General features: G+C 49.0%; 16 protein-coding genes. 12 read left to right on the top strand and 4 right to left on the bottom strand.

Annotated elements, in window-relative coordinates; translation table 11 throughout:
• Positions 1 to 274: 274 nt before the first annotated feature.
• The 10 genes from kdgD to ACT3R4_RS08725 all read left to right on the top strand — a co-directional run bounded on the left by kdgD (position 275) and on the right by ACT3R4_RS08725 (position 10,665).
• Positions 275 to 1,192: a 5-dehydro-4-deoxyglucarate dehydratase gene (kdgD, locus tag ACT3R4_RS08770; RefSeq protein WP_441678550.1), complete on the top strand. Its 918-nt coding sequence runs from the start codon at positions 275 to 277 to the stop codon at positions 1,190 to 1,192.
• Between the two features lie 43 nt (positions 1,193 to 1,235).
• The gene (locus tag ACT3R4_RS08765) at positions 1,236 to 2,228 is read left to right on the top strand and encodes a TRAP transporter substrate-binding protein (RefSeq protein WP_441678548.1); all 993 of its coding nucleotides are present in this window, start codon (positions 1,236 to 1,238) and stop codon (positions 2,226 to 2,228) included.
• Positions 2,229 to 2,289: 61 nt separating this feature from the next.
• The gene (locus ACT3R4_RS08760; RefSeq protein ID WP_441678546.1) at positions 2,290 to 2,826 is read left to right on the top strand and encodes a TRAP transporter small permease; all 537 of its coding nucleotides are present in this window, start codon (positions 2,290 to 2,292) and stop codon (positions 2,824 to 2,826) included.
• Positions 2,827 to 2,829: 3 nt separating this feature from the next.
• On the top strand, positions 2,830 to 4,110 hold the full coding sequence (locus tag ACT3R4_RS08755) for a TRAP transporter large permease (protein ID WP_441678544.1): 1,281 nt from the start codon (positions 2,830 to 2,832) through the stop codon (positions 4,108 to 4,110).
• Between the two features lie 22 nt (positions 4,111 to 4,132).
• On the top strand, positions 4,133 to 5,293 hold the full coding sequence (locus ACT3R4_RS08750; RefSeq protein WP_441678542.1) for a mandelate racemase/muconate lactonizing enzyme family protein: 1,161 nt from the start codon (positions 4,133 to 4,135) through the stop codon (positions 5,291 to 5,293).
• Positions 5,294 to 5,509: 216 nt separating this feature from the next.
• Positions 5,510 to 7,111: an ABC transporter substrate-binding protein gene (locus tag ACT3R4_RS08745; protein ID WP_441678540.1), complete on the top strand. Its 1,602-nt coding sequence runs from the start codon at positions 5,510 to 5,512 to the stop codon at positions 7,109 to 7,111.
• Positions 7,112 to 7,148: 37 nt separating this feature from the next.
• On the top strand, positions 7,149 to 8,165 hold the full coding sequence (locus ACT3R4_RS08740; RefSeq protein ID WP_441678538.1) for an ABC transporter permease: 1,017 nt from the start codon (positions 7,149 to 7,151) through the stop codon (positions 8,163 to 8,165).
• 38 nt (positions 8,166 to 8,203) lie between these two features.
• Entirely contained in the window at positions 8,204 to 9,073 is an 870-nt protein-coding gene (gene nikC / locus ACT3R4_RS08735; protein ID WP_441678537.1) for a nickel transporter permease, read from the top strand.
• 7 nt (positions 9,074 to 9,080) lie between these two features.
• On the top strand, positions 9,081 to 9,911 hold the full coding sequence (locus ACT3R4_RS08730) for an ABC transporter ATP-binding protein (RefSeq protein ID WP_441678535.1): 831 nt from the start codon (positions 9,081 to 9,083) through the stop codon (positions 9,909 to 9,911).
• A 10-nt stretch (positions 9,912 to 9,921) separates the two neighbouring features.
• Positions 9,922 to 10,665: an ABC transporter ATP-binding protein gene (locus ACT3R4_RS08725; RefSeq protein WP_441678533.1), complete on the top strand. Its 744-nt coding sequence runs from the start codon at positions 9,922 to 9,924 to the stop codon at positions 10,663 to 10,665.
• Between the two features lie 148 nt (positions 10,666 to 10,813).
• Here the strand turns inward: ACT3R4_RS08725 and ACT3R4_RS08720 are convergent, their stop codons facing one another.
• The 4 genes from ACT3R4_RS08720 to ACT3R4_RS08705 all read right to left on the bottom strand — a co-directional run bounded on the left by ACT3R4_RS08720 (position 10,814) and on the right by ACT3R4_RS08705 (position 15,754).
• Positions 10,814 to 11,212 carry an alpha/beta hydrolase gene (locus ACT3R4_RS08720; protein ID WP_441678531.1) on the bottom strand — a complete coding sequence of 133 codons (399 nt, stop codon included), beginning with the start codon at positions 11,210 to 11,212 and terminating at the stop codon, positions 10,814 to 10,816.
• Entirely contained in the window at positions 11,209 to 12,147 is a 939-nt protein-coding gene (locus ACT3R4_RS08715) for an alpha/beta hydrolase (RefSeq protein ID WP_441678529.1), read from the bottom strand. The genes ACT3R4_RS08720 and ACT3R4_RS08715 overlap by 4 nt, the downstream gene beginning before the upstream one ends.
• 173 nt (positions 12,148 to 12,320) lie before the next feature.
• Positions 12,321 to 14,555: a right-handed parallel beta-helix repeat-containing protein gene (locus ACT3R4_RS08710; RefSeq protein WP_441678527.1), complete on the bottom strand. Its 2,235-nt coding sequence runs from the start codon at positions 14,553 to 14,555 to the stop codon at positions 12,321 to 12,323.
• Between the two features lie 161 nt (positions 14,556 to 14,716).
• Positions 14,717 to 15,754: a lactonase family protein gene (locus ACT3R4_RS08705; protein WP_441678525.1), complete on the bottom strand. Its 1,038-nt coding sequence runs from the start codon at positions 15,752 to 15,754 to the stop codon at positions 14,717 to 14,719.
• 196 nt (positions 15,755 to 15,950) lie between these two features.
• Here ACT3R4_RS08705 and ACT3R4_RS08700 point away from each other — a divergent pair, with 196 nt between their 5' ends.
• Both ACT3R4_RS08700 and ACT3R4_RS08695 read left to right on the top strand, forming a co-directional pair.
• A complete protein-coding gene (locus tag ACT3R4_RS08700) occupies positions 15,951 to 17,105 on the top strand; it encodes a mandelate racemase family protein (protein ID WP_441678523.1) in 1,155 nt (384 codons plus the stop codon).
• 105 nt (positions 17,106 to 17,210) lie between these two features.
• Complete coding sequence (locus ACT3R4_RS08695; protein WP_441678521.1) at positions 17,211 to 18,995, top strand: sodium:solute symporter family transporter; 1,785 nt, start codon at positions 17,211 to 17,213, stop codon at positions 18,993 to 18,995.
• The last annotated feature ends 95 nt before the right edge of the window (positions 18,996 to 19,090 follow it).

Raw genomic sequence — 19,090 nt, 5'->3', positions numbered from 1 at the left:
AGTGCTGTCTAGGCTAACGCATGAGCTTGCACTGTTATTGTTGGGTCTGTTGGTTAGCTGTGGGTCAACGGTTTGTTTCCACTGGTTAAAGTGTATTTTCGTAATTCTTGCAGGTGCCAAGAGCGCTAGCACTTTGGTCGCAGCATAGTGGTTTTTTTCTTGCAGGGCATGTTCTCGTTGATTACCTTTTATATTGTATGATGTATTACGAGTGTTGAGTGGCTACGGTTTTAACTCATTACCAATTGGCTTGGGCATACATGAGGGCGTTTCAGTGACGTTTTCCAAACAAGAAGTAGTCAAAGCAATAGGCGGTGGTTTGCTGTCATTCCCTATCACTGATTTCGATGCGAACGGACAGTTTGACGAGCAAAGCTACCGTGAGCGTTTGACGTGGTTTATCCGTCATGATATTTCCGCTGTTTTTGTAGCAGGCGGTACGGGTGAGTTCTTTAATTTAACCTTGGAAGAGTATCGGCAGATTGTCCGTGTGGCCGTAGAGGTCGTTGATGGTAAATTGCCGGTGATCGCAAGTGCTGGATTAAGCGTAAAAGCAGGTAAGGAGTTTGCCACTGCTGCTGAAGAAGCCGGTGCAGACGGTATTTTGCTGATGCCGCCTTACCTAACAGAGTGCCCGCAGGATGGATTGGTCGAGTATGCTCGACAAATCTGTGATGCCACGAACATCAACATTATCTACTACAACCGTGGTAACGGCATTCTAAATGCCGGATCTGTCCAGGCGCTTGCGGATGCTTGTCCGAACCTTATCGGCCTCAAGGATGGTAAGGGCGATATTCAAGCACTAAACAAGATCATTAAAACGGTAGGGGATCGCCTTGTGTATGTAGGCGGTGTGCCCACAGCTGAGATTTTTGCAGAAGCGTACCTCTCCATTGGTGTGAATACCTACTCTTCTGCGGTGTTTAACTTCGTTCCGGATATGGCAGTAACGTTTTACAAAGCGTTACGCCAAGGGGACAAGGATACGGTTAAGAATATTACTACGGGCTTCTTTATTCCCTTTATTGATCTGCGTGATCAAAAATCCGGTTATGCAGTTAGCTTGATTAAAGAAGGCGCGAATATTATCGGCCGTCCGGCTGGTAGCGTCCGCGCACCTTTAACCATGCCGACCCCTGAGCAACGCCAGCAGTTAGAACGCCTAGTAGGTGTAGCACGCTCTTACTAAATGCTGGAAAAAAACCACCTGTAATAACAAGAGGTTTTAAGTGATGAAAACAACAAATATCCGTCGCCAAGCGCTGTTTGCGTTAACAGGTGTCTCACTATTAGCCGCTGCGGTCTCTGCCCAAGCCGATAACTGGAGGGGATGGAATATACACCCGGACGGTTACCCCAACACGGTAGCGCTTGAAGCCTTTGCTGAAGCGGTTACAGAACAAACGGAAGGACGTGTCTCGCCACGTGTCTACAATAATGCTGTATTAGGTGATCAGTCCGACGCGATTGAACAAACACGTAATGGCGCTCTGGACTTTGCCAACTTCAATATGGGCCCTATGGGTCCAATCGTTAAGGAAACGAACGTTTTCTCGCTGCCTTTTCTGTTTACCGATGTAGATCATATGCACACGGTGATGGATGGCGAGATTGGCCAGCGATTTGCTGATGCGTTGGAAGAGAAAGGTCTGGTGGTGCTTTCCTGGTTCGATTCAGGTGCCAGAAGCATCTACAACACCAAACACCCGATCAATACCCCAGAAGATGTCCAGGGCTTAAAGGTCCGGGTCATGAACAATGATCTCTACGTTGAGATGATGGAGGCACTTGGCGGCAATGCAACGCCAATGGCATATGGCGAGGTCTACCAAAGCTTAACGACCGGTGTTCTGGACGGTGCTGAAAATAACTACCCTTCCTTTGAATCAAGCAACCACTACGAAGCGGCGGAATACTACTCGTTAACTGAGCATTTGATTATTCCTGAGTGTTTGTGTGTTGCTAAAGCAAGCTGGGAGAAGTTATCTGAAGAAGACAAGGCCATTGTACGTGAAGAAGCGATGAATGCTTCCGCCATGCAGCGTGAATTGTGGGTCGAAAGCTCTGAAGAGAGCCGTCAGATTATCCTCGATTACGGCGTGGAAGTTAATGAAGTAGAAGACAAAGCAGCGTTCCAGACACTGATGGAGCCCATGTACGAAAACTTTATCGCCAACAACCCCGGTACTGGGGAACTGATTGAGGAAATCAGAGCCGCACAATAATTTTCTTGCTGGCTTCCTTTCGGCGGCTTAATGCCGCCGAAAGATTAAAAGGAAATGTGCCGTGAGTATAGAACTCGAAACACCCAGCAGCAGGAAAAACACGACAAAAGGCGGCTCTCTGGATCGTGTATTAAACGGCATGGCTGAGCTATGCGTGCTTTTAGCAGGTGTCATGCTGGTTATTCTTATTGCCACGTTCGGCTGGCTGGTCTTCGGGCGTTATGTGCTTAACGATACACCAACCTGGGTGGAGCAAACCTCTTTGGTGTTAGTGGTGTATATCACCTGCTTAGGCGCCGCAGCTGGCGTTAGATATCATAGCCATCTGAATATCGACTTTGTGCGTGAGAGCTTCCCTCCTTTTCTACGCGCATTACTGCACCACATCTCGGACCTTTTTATTCTGGTGTTTGGTGGTTTTATGGCGGTTCAGGGTTGGAATTTGGTCATGACAAACCTGGAAAGAGCCATCCCAATGATTGGTCTTTCTGAAAGTTGGCGTGCAGCCCCTTTGGTGATCTGTGGTGTGCTGATCATGCTGTTTTCAGGGGCAGATATAGTTCAACGATTACTGTCTCGTAACGTTGAGAGGACATAAGCCATGGGGCTGATGCTACTGTTTGGAATTTTCTTTCTCGGCCTTGTTGCAGGTGCACCGGTCGCTTTTGCCGTTGGGCTGGCTGCTGTCGCTACATTTATGTATGAAGGGCTGCCGCTGTTTGTCGCCTTTCAGCGTATTCTTTCGGGAATTTCCGTCTTTTCACTATTGGCAATTCCTTTCTTTATTTTTGCCGGTGAGCTCATGCTCCACGGTGGCATTTCCACGCGCCTTGTACGCTTGGCTTCGGCCATGGTTGGGAAAGTACGTGGTGGCTTGGGAATGGTTAACATCAGTTCTTCCATGCTGTTTGGCGGTATTTCAGGCTCAGCCGTTGCCGACACCTCTGCATTAGGCTCAATACTTATCCCGGTGATGAAAGAGAAAGGCTATGACGCTGACTACGCTGTCAACGTAACGGTCACTTCTTCGGTGGCGGGTGTCGTGATTCCGCCCAGCCATAATATGATTCTCTATGCCGTAGCAGCAGGGGGCGGTATTTCCGTTACCCAGCTGTTTATCGCGGGGATTGTTCCTGGTATCTTGATGTGCCTCAGCTTGGCCGTAGCTGCTTATATTGTGGCCGTTAAGCGTGGTTATAAAGGCGAAGCATTTCCCGGCTGGCAAGCCTTATTACTTAGTTTAGTGGCCTCGCTGCCGGGTTTAATGACTGCCGTTATTATTGTGGGTGGTGTTCTTTCGGGCATTTTGACCGTCACGGAGTCCGGGGCCTTTGGCGCGATCTACGCCATTATTGTGACCGGGCTTGTCTATCGTGAGCTTAGATGGGCGTCCTTCAAGGCAGCCGTTATTCAGTCGGTTAAAACCACATCATTGGTCATGATTTTGGTGGGCTGCGCATCGGCTTTTTCTTACCTGTTGGCGCTCTATAACGTACCTGAAATGCTGACCACCGGGCTGATGACGATTTCAGACAAGCCAGTCGTGATTTTTTTAATGCTTAACCTGATTCTTCTGGTGCTAGGCATGATCATGGATATGGCAGCGTTGATTCTGATTTGCACGCCCATCTTCTTGCCGGTCGCCATGCAGTTTGGGATGGATCCTATCCAATTCGGCATCATCCTGATGATGAACCTTGGTCTGGGGTTATGTACCCCTCCCGTTGGCGCGTGTCTTTTTGTAGGTTGTGTGATCGGAAAAATTAAAATTGAACAGGCGGTCCGCACCATTTGGCCGTTCTTTCTGGCGCTGTTTGTGGCGCTAATGCTGGTGACTTACATCCCGGCGGTTTCATTAACGCTACCTGGCCTTTTTAGATAACGCCATGAAAGGAAAACCAGCCATGAGAATAGAATCGGTCAAGACTCATATTCTGGATCACAAGCTTGAAACAGCGTTTGAAAGTGCTTCGATGTCATTCACTCGCCGCCAGCACTGTCTGGTCGAAGTCATTTGTGAAGACGGCACCGTTGGATGGGGTGAGTGCTTAGGGCCTGCCAAGCCTAATGCTGCCATTGTTCAGTTATACGCCCAGACACTGATTGGCGAAGACCCGCTGCAAACCGAGAAAATGTGGCTCAACCTTTATAACCGTCTCCGTGATCAGGGCCAGCGTGGCTTAACCATGACAGCATTGAGTGGTATCGATATTGCGCTGTGGGACATCAAGGGCAAGCACTTTGGTGTACCTGTTTCCACTCTGCTTGGCGGTCGGTTCCGTGAATCTGTGCGTGCTTATGCCACCGGCTCGTTTTGCCGTGAGGGAGTTGAGCGTATCAGTGACGTTGCGGCGGAAGTAGCACGCTATCGCCATGAAGGCTTTCACGCCGTCAAGATCAAGATCGGCTTTGACGTTGAAGAAGACTTGAAAGTGATTGAGGCCGTGCGCGAATCAATCGGGCCGGATGTGCGGCTAATGATTGATGCCAACCACGGCTACGACTATCTGGAAGCGATCGAAGTAGGGCAGCGTGCGGCGGCGTTTGGTGTCGATTGGTTTGAAGAGCCGGTACTTCCAGAACAAATCGATACCTATGTGGCCGTGCGAGCTGGACAGCCTATTCCCGTGGCGAGCGGAGAGAACTGGCATGGGCGTTACGCCATGCATGAGCCGCTGGCGCGTAGGGCTGTCGACATCGTACAGCCGGATATTTGCGGCGTGGGTGGCTTTAGCGAAATTCGTCGGGTGGCGGATATGGCCGCCATACACGGCGTAAGGCTAGTGCCGCACGTTTGGGGCACTGCAGTATGTTTGGCGGCCAGCCTTCAGTTTATGGCGGCACTCGCGCCTAACCCACCGCGACGAAAACCGCTTGAACCGATTATGGAGTTTGACCGAACTGAAAATCCGTTTCGTCAGGCGGTGGTACAAACGCCGGTTGAGCATCAACACGGCGTGATGAGCGTACCGGATGGTCCGGGATTAGGCATTGATATTAATCGTGAGGCGTTAAACACGTATGCATTAAAGGAAAGGCAGAGTACGGGTGCAGTTGATGAATAGCTAATAATTCGATTCTAAATGTACTTCTATCTCATAACGAACGCTATTAAGCAGCTGCTTAATAGCGTTCGTTATCTATCTGTCTATTCATTAAAAGTAGAGAATGAAATATTAGACTAATGGAGTGATGCAGGCGTTTTGATTAGGCTATAGGCTATCAAACATAATATGTATTACTAATAATGCATCAGATTTCTTTAGCGTATTGGAGATTAAATGAACATCTTTATCCGATATTTCGCGGGTATGATAATGCTAATGCTGTCAATAACAGCGCATTCAAATACACCCAGCAACCAGCTTATTATTGCATTGAAAATGAATAATATACTGTCGCTGGACCCTGCTGCGGCTACGGGTAACGATGTTGCCTTTGTTAATGCCAACCTTTATGACACGCTAATTGAACTGGATCCTCATGATCCAACCATCATCCTGCCTTCGATCGCTAGTGACTGGGAAGTAGCCGGCGATGATATGTCGATTCTGTTCACTCTAAACGACGATATTCACTTCCATTCAGGTAATGCACTCACTGCTGAAGATGTAGTTTGGACGCTGGAGCGTATCCTGAACCTTAATTTAGCGCTTGCAACAACGTGGAAAGCCTTGGGCTATACCCAAGAGAATATTTCCGACCTGGTTAACCAGGTTAGCGAGTACGAAGTCGAACTCAAGTTTCCGCGTAAGCTTGATCCAAAGCTGGTGATATATACGCTGGCGACGAGTCCCAGTGCTTTTATCCTTGATAAAAAGCACGTTCTTGAACATGAGCATGAAGATGACCTTGGGCATCGCTGGTTAACTACTAACTCTGCAGGTAGTGGTGCTTTTATCCTGGAGCAATGGATTCCCCAGGACAGAATTATCATGACCAGAAATAGCCAATACTGGGGTGGCGAGCCCATCATGGAACGCGTAGTAATGCGTAATCTAAAAGAGTCACAAACGATGCGTTTGATGATCGAGCGCGGTGACATCGATGTAGCCATCGGCATGTCGGTTCCTGATATTCGCTCGCTGGAAAATGCCGAGAATGTAGATATCCAAACGACTCAGCGTGGCACCCTCTATTACGTCGCCGTTAGTATGCATAACGACATTCTAGCTAATAAAGAGGTTAGAAAGGCGATTAGAGGTACCATTAATTACGAGGGTATCAATAACAGTATTATGCCCTACTATGGAGTTTTTCATCAGCGCCCGATAAAACTTGGCCTGCCAGCTACCTTGCCGGAGCCCATGTATTCAGTATCGCCTGACGAAGCTCGCGAGTTACTTCAAAGTGCGGGTTATGAGAATGGATTTAGCACTACGATACGAGCACTTAATGAGTCTCCTTTTATTAATGCAGCTATCAACTTACAAAATAGTTTAAAGCGTATAGGAATAGACGCAGAAATCATTAGCGGATCGGGTAATCAAGTATACGGTGCGATGCGAGATCGCCGCTTTGATATTATCGTAGGGCGAGGAGGCGGCGGTTTTGCACCGCACCCAGACTCCAATCTTACCCCACTGCTTCTGAATCAGGATAATTCAGATGAAGCGAAGCTCACCAATTTTCAGGGTTGGCGTACTGGTTATCAGAATGACCGTATCAATGAATTAATTTTAGGCGCAGTTTCTGAAGCTGACAGTGATATACAAAATAGCCTTTACGAAGAAGTTCAAACCATCTATGAGCAAGAGGTTGGTGCCTTGTTCCCTTTCTCTCAAATGGTCAATACGGTAGCCGTTAGAAGCGAAGTGGAAGGGTATATAGATGATCCTGCCGCGATGACCCGCTTACGATCAGTTACCAAAAGAGGTGAGTAACCGACTTTATTTCTACTTTAAAACGGAGCATATAATAATGATAAGATCACGTTGGTTCGGCGTGTCTAAAAAGTTAGGTGTTATCTTTATAACCCTGTTTGGCCTTTTAACAATGACATTTGTTATTGGGCGGCTAATGCCAATTGATCCCGTCTTGGCGGTCGTTGGCCCGGATGCCGATTCATCGACGTATGAACAGGTTTTTCAGCAAATGGGGCTGGATCGACCTATCTGGATTCAGTACTTCTATTACCTCCAGGATATGCTTTCGGGTGATTTCGGCTATGCCATTTTAACAGGAAGCCCTGTTATCAACGATATTATTCGGGTGTTGCCTGCCACGATAGAGCTAGCCTCTGTAGCTATCATATTTGGTGTAGGGCTTGGGGTTCCCTTGGGTGTATATGCGGCAACACATAGAGGTCAATTGGGTGATCATTTAACGCGGATTATCACCCTTTTTGGGTATTCGACTCCTGTGTTCTGGGTCGGCATGGTGGGATTAATCATCTTTTACGCGTGGCTTAATTGGGCCGGCGCGGCTGGAAGGGTCGGGTTTGCTTATGATGGTATATTCGAAAGCTATACCGGATTTTATCTCATAGACACCCTTCTTTCTGGCAACGTAGAGGCCTTTGTTAGCGCTCTACGACATATTGCCTTGCCCGCTGCGATTCTTGGCTTGAACTCCGTCTCTTTTATTGGACGAATGACACGCAGCTTCATGCTAGAGCAGCTCTCCCAAGAGTATGTGAAAACGGCCCGTGTGAAGGGACTTTCTGAACGTAGTGTTATCTGGAAACACGCGTTTAAAAACATTCTGGTTCAGTTGCTGACAATAGTAGCGCTTGCTTATGGGGGATTGCTGGAGGGTGCGGTACTTATTGAAACCGTATTTGCCTGGCCTGGCTTTGGACAATATTTAACTGACAGCCTCTTAATGGGCGATATGAATGCTGTCATGGCCTCAGTTCTTTTTATTGGACTTGTATTTGTTTTCTTGAATTTATTATCAGACGTCCTATACAAGCTGTTTGATCCGAGGACTAAATAATGAGAAATGCTGAAACAATAAATAACGCGGATTACTCAATGGACCTTCGGTCTAACGTCGCACCAACCAGAGCAACGTTGTTTATTAAATCGTTTAAAAAGCTTTGTAAAAATCCGCTCAGCGCTTCCGGGGTCGCTATTGTCGCCTTGCTACTCATTCTTGCTATAGCAGCTCCCCTGATAGCCACACATGACCCGCTTCAGCAGGATTTATTGCGCACGCTATCGCCACCTTCTATGGCTCATTGGTTTGGCACGGATGAGTACGGAAGAGATATCTTCAGTCGTCTTGTTTATGGCTCTCGGGTAACTCTGTATATCGTCTTTTTGGTCACTATTATTGTGGGCCCTATTGGCTTATTTATAGGCACTATGTCCGGTTATTTTGGTGGCTGGATTGATAGTGTTTTTATGCGTGTTACGGATATTTTTATCTCGTTCCCAAGTCTGGTGTTAGCACTGGCTTTTGTGGCGGCCTTAGGGCCAGGGCTTGAACATGCGGTTATCGCAATAGCACTCACTTCGTGGCCTCCAGTCGCGCGCCTCGCACGGGCAGAAACGCTTACGTTAAGAAACTCAGACTACGTTGTGGCAGCTCAATTACAAGGGGCCTCGTCGTCTCGCATACTCGTACATTACATCTCCTTGATGTGCCTGCCCTCCTTGATTGTTCGTTTAACCATGAATATGGCAACAGTCATCCTAACGGCTGCAGCGCTCGGCTTTCTAGGGCTAGGGGCGCAGCCGCCGCTACCCGAGTGGGGCGCGATGATATCGACAGGGCGTAGTTACATGCTTGAGAGCTGGTGGCTCGTTGCTTTCCCGGGCGCCGCTATCATGCTTGTCAGCTTGGCGTTCAATTTATTGGGTGACGGCCTGCGTGACCTTCTAGACCCACGGACAGAGTGAGATACCCATGGATGTATTAACGGTTGAAAAACTGAACGTCTCTTTTCGTACCGATGAGGGCTTAAAGCACGCGGTTCGCGACGTATCTTTTACGCTTAAAAATGAAAAGTTGGCCATTGTTGGCGAGTCAGGCTCAGGAAAGTCGACAGTTGGGAAAGCCATACTGAAGCTGAACCCGCCGTCTTCAATCGTCACGGCTGACAAGCTCCAGTTTAAAGATTGCAATATTTTAACCTGCGATGATAAGCAAATACGCTCCATACGGGGCCAGCATATCTCAATGATTATGCAGGATCCTAAATTTTCGCTAAATCCAGTCATAACAGTGGGCGACCAGATTTCAGAGGCATTAAGAGTTCATCAGAATATAACCCAGCATGAAGCTAAAAGGGCCGCCATAAAAATGCTCCATGAGGTGAGTATTTCAGATCCTGAGCATGTGTATAGTCAGTACCCCCATGAAATATCCGGAGGCATGGGGCAGCGGGTAATGATTGCGATGATGGTAATACCCGAGCCAGATATTATTATCGCAGATGAACCAACATCGGCATTGGATGTGTCAGTTCAGCAGGATGTGCTGAATATATTAAATGAGCTCGTAGAAAGGAAAAATATCAGCCTGATATTTGTAAGCCATGACCTGAATCTGGTGAAAAAGTTTTGTGATCGCGTTTTGGTGATGTATGAAGGAAAAGTGGTTGAATCTATACAGGCCAATGAGCTTTCTAATGCAACGCATCCCTATACAAGAGGACTGATGGAGTCGCTTCCTAGCCTCAAGCATCGGCGTGACGTACTGCCGGTGCTGTCTAGAGACCAACAATGGCTTGCTTAGGAGTAGCTCAATGATTGCTATTGATTCGTTATCGTTCGATATCTCAAGCCTTACAAAATCAAAGCGTATTTTAAGTGACATTAACCTTAATATTGAGCGCGGTGAGTCGTTTGGCTTGGTAGGGGAGTCGGGGTCGGGAAAAACCAGCATTCTTAAGTGCTTGGCGGGCCAGTTTCAAGGCTGGGAGGGGACCATTCATGTACAGGGTAAATCGATTGCCAAAGCATCTTTGAAAGAGCGAAGCAATACCATGCAAATGGTATTTCAGGACCCCTATGGTGCTTTACACCCTCGGCACACCATTCAAAAAATTTTAAATGAACCGCTGGTGATTAAAGGCTTGCCCAATAAAGAGGAGAGGATTGTTGAGGCATTGGAGCAGGTGGGGCTTAATGAAACATTTTTATCTCGCTACCCCCACCAGATATCAGGTGGCCAACGGCAGCGGGTGGCGATAGCCAGAGCCATCATACTGGATCCTGACATTATTCTGCTGGATGAGCCTACTTCAGCGTTGGATGTTTCTGTCCAGGCCGAGATACTTAATCTTTTAGCAACCTTGCGCACCCGTCATCAGTTAACGTATCTCATGGTGTCACACGATCTTGGCGTTATTGCTCATCTTTGCGATCGTGTTGCCGTGATGAAGGGGGGAGAGGTGGTCGAGGTCGTTTCCAGAGAAGAGCTGATGGACGGAAATATAGCGCATCCCTATACGCAAAGCCTTTTACAGCATGCTTTTAACCGCGAATAAGGCTCTGGTTCAATAGAAAGTAAAGGTGGGAGGGCCCACCTTTATGTTTAACGTGATTTACCGTTGAGATTGAAACAACCCTGCATTGAACGTTCTGACAAAAAAGAACACAGCGCTAGGGTTTACCGCACTACTATTGATCCCTTCTTTATCTAACCTGCTCATTCAGCCAGTCGAAAGCAGCATCTTGCATGTCGGCTGTGAACGTATGTGCTTTGTCTTGCCATACGCGGGTAGTGAGGCCTTCACTTTCTCCGTAGGCATCCCATACGCTGTGCATTTTCGCCATGGCCGCTTGTACGGAGCTGGTGGGAAACAGTGGATCTTCTTCTCCGACATACACTAGCATCGGCTTGGGTGCTGATAGCGCCGCCACATCCGGAAAATCAAGCAGGCTCAATAACCCAGGATATAACATTGTAAAAGCCGACTGACCGCGCAACTGATTATTGCCCGGGAGCATTAACTCTTTGCTTTCTGCCATCCACCCATCGACGACGGTGGCTCTGATCGTGGGTGACAGCGTCGTAGCTATTAGCGTTCTCATCTTGTCTCCTCAAGCCCGGTCGGTAACGTCATTTCTGATGGGCTTGGCATGGCACCGGTCTGTACCATCCATTCAGCTAACAAGTTAGGCCAGCCTGCTACCGGCTTATCCTGTGCTCCCTCTATGCCGAAACCATGGCCTCCGTCACGGAAGATATGTAGCTCCGCCTTAACGCCTGCTTCATGAAGTGCAGTATAAAAAGCAACGGCGTTGGCTGGTGATACGGAGAGATCGTCGTCGGCCATTACCAAGAATGTTTCAGGCGCACCCGTACTGACGTGCTCTTCAGGAGAGTAATCACTTTTTTGCTGCGGCGTTGGGTTATCACCAAGCAGAGCAGAGCGTGAGCCTTTATGAACGCCGTTATCCTGCATTGTCACCACCGGGTAAACCAGGGCTACAAAATCGGGGCGGGCTGAGATAACGTGTGCTTCTTTGTCCTCTTCATAAGTGGTCCGGTCATAGCCAGTAGCGAGCGATGCACCCAAGTGGCCTGCGGCGGAGAAGCCCAGAAACCCAATACGATCAGGATTCAGCCCCCACTCATCAGCATGTCCACGCACTAGACGCATCGCGCGCTGAGCATCGGCAAGCGGCGCATCCGCGCGGTCAGTGTGTCCCTCGCCAGGCAGTCGGTAGGCAAGTAGGAAGCTGGTGACGCCCAGAGGCGCCAGTGCTTTGGCAATTTCAATCCCTTCCTTGTCGAGAACCACACGCCTATAAGAGCCGCCCGGGGCGATAATGATGGAGGTGCCGTTGGGATTTTCTGGAACCCAGGCCGTTAGGCTTGGTTCAGCAATGCCTGTAAGGGCTCGGTCAGCCCTAAACAAGTTTTTGGAGCGCTCATCAATGGTTGGTGTGAGGTCAGCGGGTGTTCCCGCGGGCCGCTCGTCCCAAAGCGGTAGAACCGCTTCATGCTGTAAAACATCGGCCATAGCTCCCCCCTGTGCTCATAAAACCGCACAAGGCTAACGCCACCAGTCATGCGGATAAATGTAGTGTTTGTTTTTGCATGGTTGATAAACCATTTAATGCGTCATGCGATCATTGTTTTTATAAAAAAAGAGTGTCTGCTGCTATGGGGAGCAAGAGACACTCAGCGCTAGTTTTACTGATTGAACACTAACCGTTGTAGAGCCAAGGCACGTGCACGCTGTTCGCTCTCAGTATTGGCTTCTTGTTGAAGCAGGGCCCTGATCTCAGCGAGCGTTACTTCATCAAAAGGCTGCGCCATTGCTGACGTGTTTTCTTCCTGAATGAACCAGTTGTCATCGCTGATATCGCCGTGAACGCTATCGGGGTAATCGCTTTCGCTTTCCATATGCAGCGATACGTTGCCCGCTAACTGAGCAGATTCTAACTGATCACCATAGGGGCTTTGGCGAACAATAAAGTTGAAGCGCTTGTTGTCGATAGCCACGTTATCAACGATGGACAAAGCGCCCGAGTTGAAGTTATCGGTGAAGCCATCCATACCATTATTGAATGAAAGGTTATTTCTCACGGTGTGAGCAACAGGAAGGCCTTCGCCGCCCAACTTGAAGCCATTACCCAGGTTGCCGCCTGTTTGCTGGGTGTTAAAGGTCTGGCCATTATTAAATGCAATGGAGTTGGTAATGGTTACGGCGCCGTTAGGGCCATCCTCTACTTTGTTGAACAGGTCCCAGCCATCGTCGATATTGTGGTGCGAGATGCAATAATCGAACGAGTTGCCTTCACCGATACGCATCTTGGCGGCAAAGCCGTCGGCGTTGATGCCGGATGCGTCCTCGTTGTTATAGCTTTCGCTATAGCGCACCGTGTTATGGCTGGCCCACAGGGCGCGGCCAACGTCGGAGGGCGAGGTAATCTGAAAGCCGGTGTCCGGGGCGCTGTGGGTCACGATATGTTCGAAAACGTTATGGCTGCCGTGAATAATCAAACGCTCGCCCGCGACTTCAAGATGATCCAACTGCCAGTAATTAGCGTTATGCGACACCATACCGGTGAAGCGCACCTCAGCGTTTTCGCCGGAAAGCCGCTTTAACGCGTTTGGTGTGCCGCTGGCGGTCAGCGGAATTTCAATGGCGCCATACTCGCCGTCGGCCAAATGAATGGTGCCCCCTGGCGCGACCAGCGAGATAGCCGATTCCAGATCTAACGGATTGTCCAGGTCGCCTGGCTGCCCTGCGCGCCCGTCCGGTGATACGTGAAGGTTGTAGGGGTCTGCAACGTCTATCAATTCAAGCATTAGGGTCGTGTGCTGGGGTTGGGTATCCGGCCCTTCGGAAGGCACGAAGGTAACGTTTAGCTCGGTGGGCTCTTTAACCTCAAGCGGAAAATGAAACAGTTGGCCGGCTTCTACTTCTAGTGACTCGCCAAGCGCCTCTCCATCCTTGGCTAAGCTGAAAGTACCTGCGTAGTTGGCCAGCGCCTGCAGCGTATAATCCGATGTTGTCACGAGGCTGGGTGAGGCGATTGACCACACGAGCGGCGCTTCTAGCGCCTGATATTCAGCAGCTTGCTGGGTGTCGGCATCAGACAGCTCAATGGTGATATCGGAAACGTTGAGCCGGGCATTGCGCGAGGCAAAAAAACCTATGGACTGGTGCTCTGGGTCCTGTACCTCGACCAGGTTGGCGGGCGCCTCGACCAGCTCATGGCGGTAGATCTCATCGCCATCCTCCAGGGTAACGCTGAAATGTTCATCGCTGCGTGCAAGGCTCATGCGGTAGGTGTGTTCGCTGCCGTGGGGTATACCTTCGGCATAGTCTTCCTTGCTCAGCAGATTACCCGGGTTTCCCCACGGGTCCTGAATACCCTCGCGGTATACCGCCGTTGCATTTGCCAGCCCATCGTTCTCCCGCGTATGCGAGCGCATCAAGTTCATGACCATATTGGAGGCAGCTGGAAATTCCTCATGGCCAGCAGGTTGGGGGTTAGCGCGTGGCGCTCCCACTACATCACGAACGATAATGCCTGCACCTTCCTGACGGTTGGGCGTTGCCCCTGTTTCCGGGCCTAACTGCTCTAGTGTAAGCGTTGCTGTGAGCACGAAGTTTTTATCAGTGGGCAACGTCGTGTAATAGAAGGTACCGCCTTCATGCGAGTTGGCGAGCTTCCCGCCTCGGCTCTCAATTGTCACGTTATCAAGCAGGGCACCCGAGGAGACTGGTTCGCCATTGTGGGTCACCTCATTGGTGCCGACTTTCTCAGGCAGAATAGTGGAGCCAAAATTTAAATCCGTTGACTGGCCAAAGGTGACGCTCTGCCAAACAAGTTCGGAAGCGTCATCGGCGTGCACAAGCGAGATGCCCAAGGCGGGTGTTATAACGGTCAAGGCAAGCGAGGCTATCTTTCTCATGAGTAAACCTTATGTTCTTTATGATTGTTCTAAAAAGACTGGCCACAGCCCGAGAAAGGACGATGACGCTGAAAATTCGTCAAAAGATAATACATAGTACGTTTTGAGCTACAAATTAGCTAAAAGTATGACAGCACTAAAACAAAGATATGAATGTAGCTTTAACGTATCTCGACCCAGTCCGGGCTTTGGCCAACAGGCAGGCGATTAACTAACTGCAAATAGCCGGTCTCGCTATCTATTCGATAACTCGCAATATGATGGGAAAACTGTCCGGCGGCGATGAGATAGTGACCACAAGCAGTAATTGCAAAGCCACGGGGGCGGTTCTCCGTCTCAAAATACTTTTCAAAGTGGATTGTGCCATCTGATTGCAGATTAAAGAGGTGCAGCGTTGAGGTGGATTTTTCAGAGGCATACAGAAAGCGAGCATCCGGAGTAATATGAATATCCGCTGCTTGAAATGCCTCTTGCTGATCAGGTAAGTACGCCGTTTGCAAGTGATTTAAACCTTCTGCACCATAACGGACGACGTTAACTGTGCCGTTACGTTCGCCAATGATGTACGCAATAGGCTGGGTAGGGTGATAGGTAATATGCCTTGGTCCAGTGCCTTCTGAGAGCATAAGCTCATCAATACATTGAGCCGGAAACGAGGCAGCGCTACCGGAAGACCGTGATTCCCATTGCCATTGATATATAACGTCTTTGCCAAGGCCCGTAGCTAGAATAGTCTTGTTGTCTGGCGCCATGCGCAGCATATGTGCATTCACAATTTCTTGAATCTGATAGGGCTTTACCGCTATACGGTTATCTTGCTGTATGTCAAAAACGCTGACGTGATGATCGATAAAAGATGCGCTTAACAGGTGCGTATCATCAGTGTCTGTCTGGATATAGGCAAGATTGGTTTCAACAGGCGTGTTACCTAAGTGCTGTAGACCGCCTTTGGCATCAATCGTGAAGCTGGCAATAAAAAACGGTTCTCCTCGGGAAACGGCATAGAGTGTATTACGCGCACGCGATATGGCAAGTGGCATGGCTCCACCCGGTTTTTTAAGCCCTGGAAGACGAGTGTGCGTAACGTATTCAAGTGTTCCGGTTGCTAATGATAGGCTGGCGGTGTATAGCTCTCCGCTTAGCGCACAGCCTATATATAACGCTTGTTTTTTATCGATCATCGTGGCTTTTTGGTTCATGTTGACTGTCCTTTACGATAGCTTAAAACGATACGCTTGAATTCGTCATCTGCGCTGATCTTCGGTCTTCGTATATTCATACCATTGTCTATATTGTTGTCGGCAGTGTGTTTCTCTAATATTAAACATATTATGTATGACTTTAAGAAGCCATGCCAAATGTAAAAATACGCTATATACGAGGGGCCAAGGCACGATGAAAATCGAATCCATATCCGTAGACGTTATCCGCTATGAATCCAAATTAGCCCGAGACAGTGCGGGTCACGCCCATGCTGGAAAGCCCAGCGAAGCGCAAATTGCCATGCTCTCCGTGACAGCCGAAGATGGCGCCAAGGGGTACGCTTTTGCACCCAAAGAATTGATCCGCCCTTACATTGTTGAAAACTACTTTAAGAAGTCGGCTATCGGTAAGCCTGTGCATGCGCGGGAGCTTATCTGGCAGGATCTCTGGTTGCGCCAACGGGGTAGTGGAGCACAGCTAACAGACCGTGCCATGGCTGTTCTAGATCAAGCGCTTTGGGATCTGGCAGGTCGCCAGTTGAATGTACCTGTCTATCAGCTGTTGGGCGGTGCCCGGGACAAGGTAAAGGCTTATGCCAGCACCATGTGTGGGGATGAAACGCAAGGGGGACTCTCCACGCCTGAAGAGTACGCCCAGTTTGCGGAATCCCTGGTCGCGCGTGGTTATCAAGGCATCAAGCTACACACCTGGATGCCGCCGGTTAGCTTTGCGCCTAGCGTCGAAATGGATATTCGTGCTTGTGAAGCCGTCCGGGAGGCAGTAGGGCCCAACGTGGCACTCATGCTGGATGGTTACCATTGGTACAACCGACTGGATGCCTTGAAAATCGGCCGCGCGCTTTCGCGTCTGAACTTCGCTTGGTTTGAAGAACCGATGCCTGAAGATTCCATGGAGTCCTACCGCTGGCTGACCCAGCAGGTGGATGTGCCGGTTATCGGCCCTGAAACCATTGGTGGCAAGCATCAAAGCCGTGCCAGCTGGGTTCAGCATAATGCCTGTGACATTCTGCGCGCTGGTGTTGCCAACGGCGGAGGAATCACGCCTTGTATCAAAGCAGCACACTTGGCCGAAGCGTTCGGCATGGACTGCGAAATACACGGCAACGGCGCGCCGAACCTGGCGGTCGTGGGTGCTATAACCAATTGCCAGTGGTACGAGCGCGGCCTACTGCACCCGCATATGGATTACGACGAGGCGCCTGCTTACTTGAACGTCATTGTCGATGAAATGGATGCACAAGGCTTCGTTCACCTGCCCGACCGACCGGGCCTGGGTGAAAGCATCAATTTTGATTACATCAAAAATAATACGTTAGAGAGCTACTGATTTGGCTAACGGACCGGGTTAGTTCACCGCGTCTATTTCAAAGCACCAGCTTTATAACTATTCGGCAACGCCGATGTTCCAATAATAAAGTGATAAGGGGTTCTTATGAGTGTCGATGTCTGGGTGATATTAATTTACCTTGTCTTTCTAGTAGTCATTGGTTGGGTGTTTAAAAACTTCAATGCTAATACCAGTGACTACTTCCGCGGCGGCGGTAACATGCTGTGGTGGTTGGTAGGTTCAACCGCCTTCATGACACAGTTCTCAGCCTGGACATTTACAGGTGCCGCTTCTCAGGCCTATATGAGTGGCTTTGCGATCATATTTCTTTTCATGGCCAACGCTGCCGGTTATTTCCTTAACTATGTGTATTTTGCGCCGCGTTTTCGGCAGCTGCGTGTGGTCACCGCTGCAGAAGCGCTGAAGATGCGCTATGGCAAACCCAGTGAGCAAACCTTTATTTGGTTTAGTATGTTTGATGGGTTGGTATCCGCAGCAACCTGGTTAAGTGCTCTGGCAATCATTACTTCGGCGGTGTTTAACGTTCCGCTTGAAACCGTTATTTTGTTAACCGGTATTGCCGTAGTAGCAATGTCAGTAACGGGCGGTGCCTGGGCGGTGGTTGCCTCCGACTATGTTCAAATGCTGATCATTATGTCGGTTACCTTTGTTTGCTTTATCGTTGCCTGGGGGAATACAGAAAGCATAGGCCATGTTGTATCCAGCTATGACGGTGAGTTTTTGACAGGAAGTGGCTATGGCTATGCATGGCTGTTTGGATTTTGGGTATTCATGTTAATTATTAAGCAAATATTCATGATGAATAACACGCTTAATGGTTATCGCTATATTTGCGCCAAGAACAGTAAGAATGCTCGCTATGGTGCTCTGTTTACCCTTTGTCTTGCCTTGATTGGGCCCATTATATGGTTTTTCCCTGCATGGTTTATGCATGCTTATAGCCCGGACTTCACAGATAACTTCGCTATGTTGGGCGCTAAGGCCAATGAGGCTGTCTTTGTCGGCTTCGTTAGTGAATATATGCCGGCAGGTATGTTGGGACTGCTGATGGCTGCAATGTTTGCTGCTAGTATGTCTTCAATGGACTCAGGCTTGAACCGTAACGCAGGCTTCTTTGTACGGAACTTCTATCTACCTGTTATAAAGCCCCATGCTACCGAGAAAGAGATGATGCGTGTCTCACGCTTTGTCACTCTCAGTTTCGGTGTGATCATTATCGGTATCAGCCTGTTTATCAACTCGCTAAAAAGTATGAGCCTGTTTGATATCTTGTTAACGGCAAGCGCGTTGATTACCTTCCCGATTACCATTCCTGCCATGTTGGGTATGATTATTCGCAAGACACCAGACTGGTCTGGCTGGGGAACGCTCGTAGTGGGCTGTATGGTTTCTTATGTTATTGGCGCATGGCTATCGCCAGAGTTCGTTAATAATGTAATGGGAATGGATATTACTGATCGTGAGTGGTCTGATTTCCGCGTCTCATTTGCTATCGGTGCACATGTCGTAATAACTGGTGGTTTCTTCATGTTGAGTACACTTTTTTACAAACCTGAAGCGCAATCAGACGAGCGAGCAGATGAACGCGCGGAAATGTGGCAGCGTTGGGAAACTCCGGTAGAGAGTACCGAAGAAGATCCAGCTTCCGATGCAATTGATTATGCCCAGAAAATTGTGCTGGGTCGTTTAATTCTCATTGGCAGCATCATGGTGATGGGCTTGTCATTACTTCCCAACTCGATGGATGGACGCCTAATCATGCTCTTGTGCGGAGGGATACTGTTGGTTCCTGCGGTTCTGATGCTTATCTCGGCGCGTGCCAGTAAGCGAGCTATGCATAAAGCGGAATTGAAGACTCAAACCGCTTAATAACAGTGACCCACAACAAAGCACTCTCTTGATGCAGGTACAGGCGTAGGGAGAGTGCTTAATGAAACATAATACATTATAAGTGTTATGTATAG

The organism is Halomonas sp. AOP7-E1-9 (assembly GCF_052376035.1).
GTDB classification, from domain to species: domain Bacteria; phylum Pseudomonadota; class Gammaproteobacteria; order Pseudomonadales; family Halomonadaceae; genus Vreelandella; species Vreelandella citrativorans.
The sequence above is the reverse complement of the archived record's forward strand: the minus strand, read 5'-3'. Positions and strand labels throughout refer to the sequence as shown.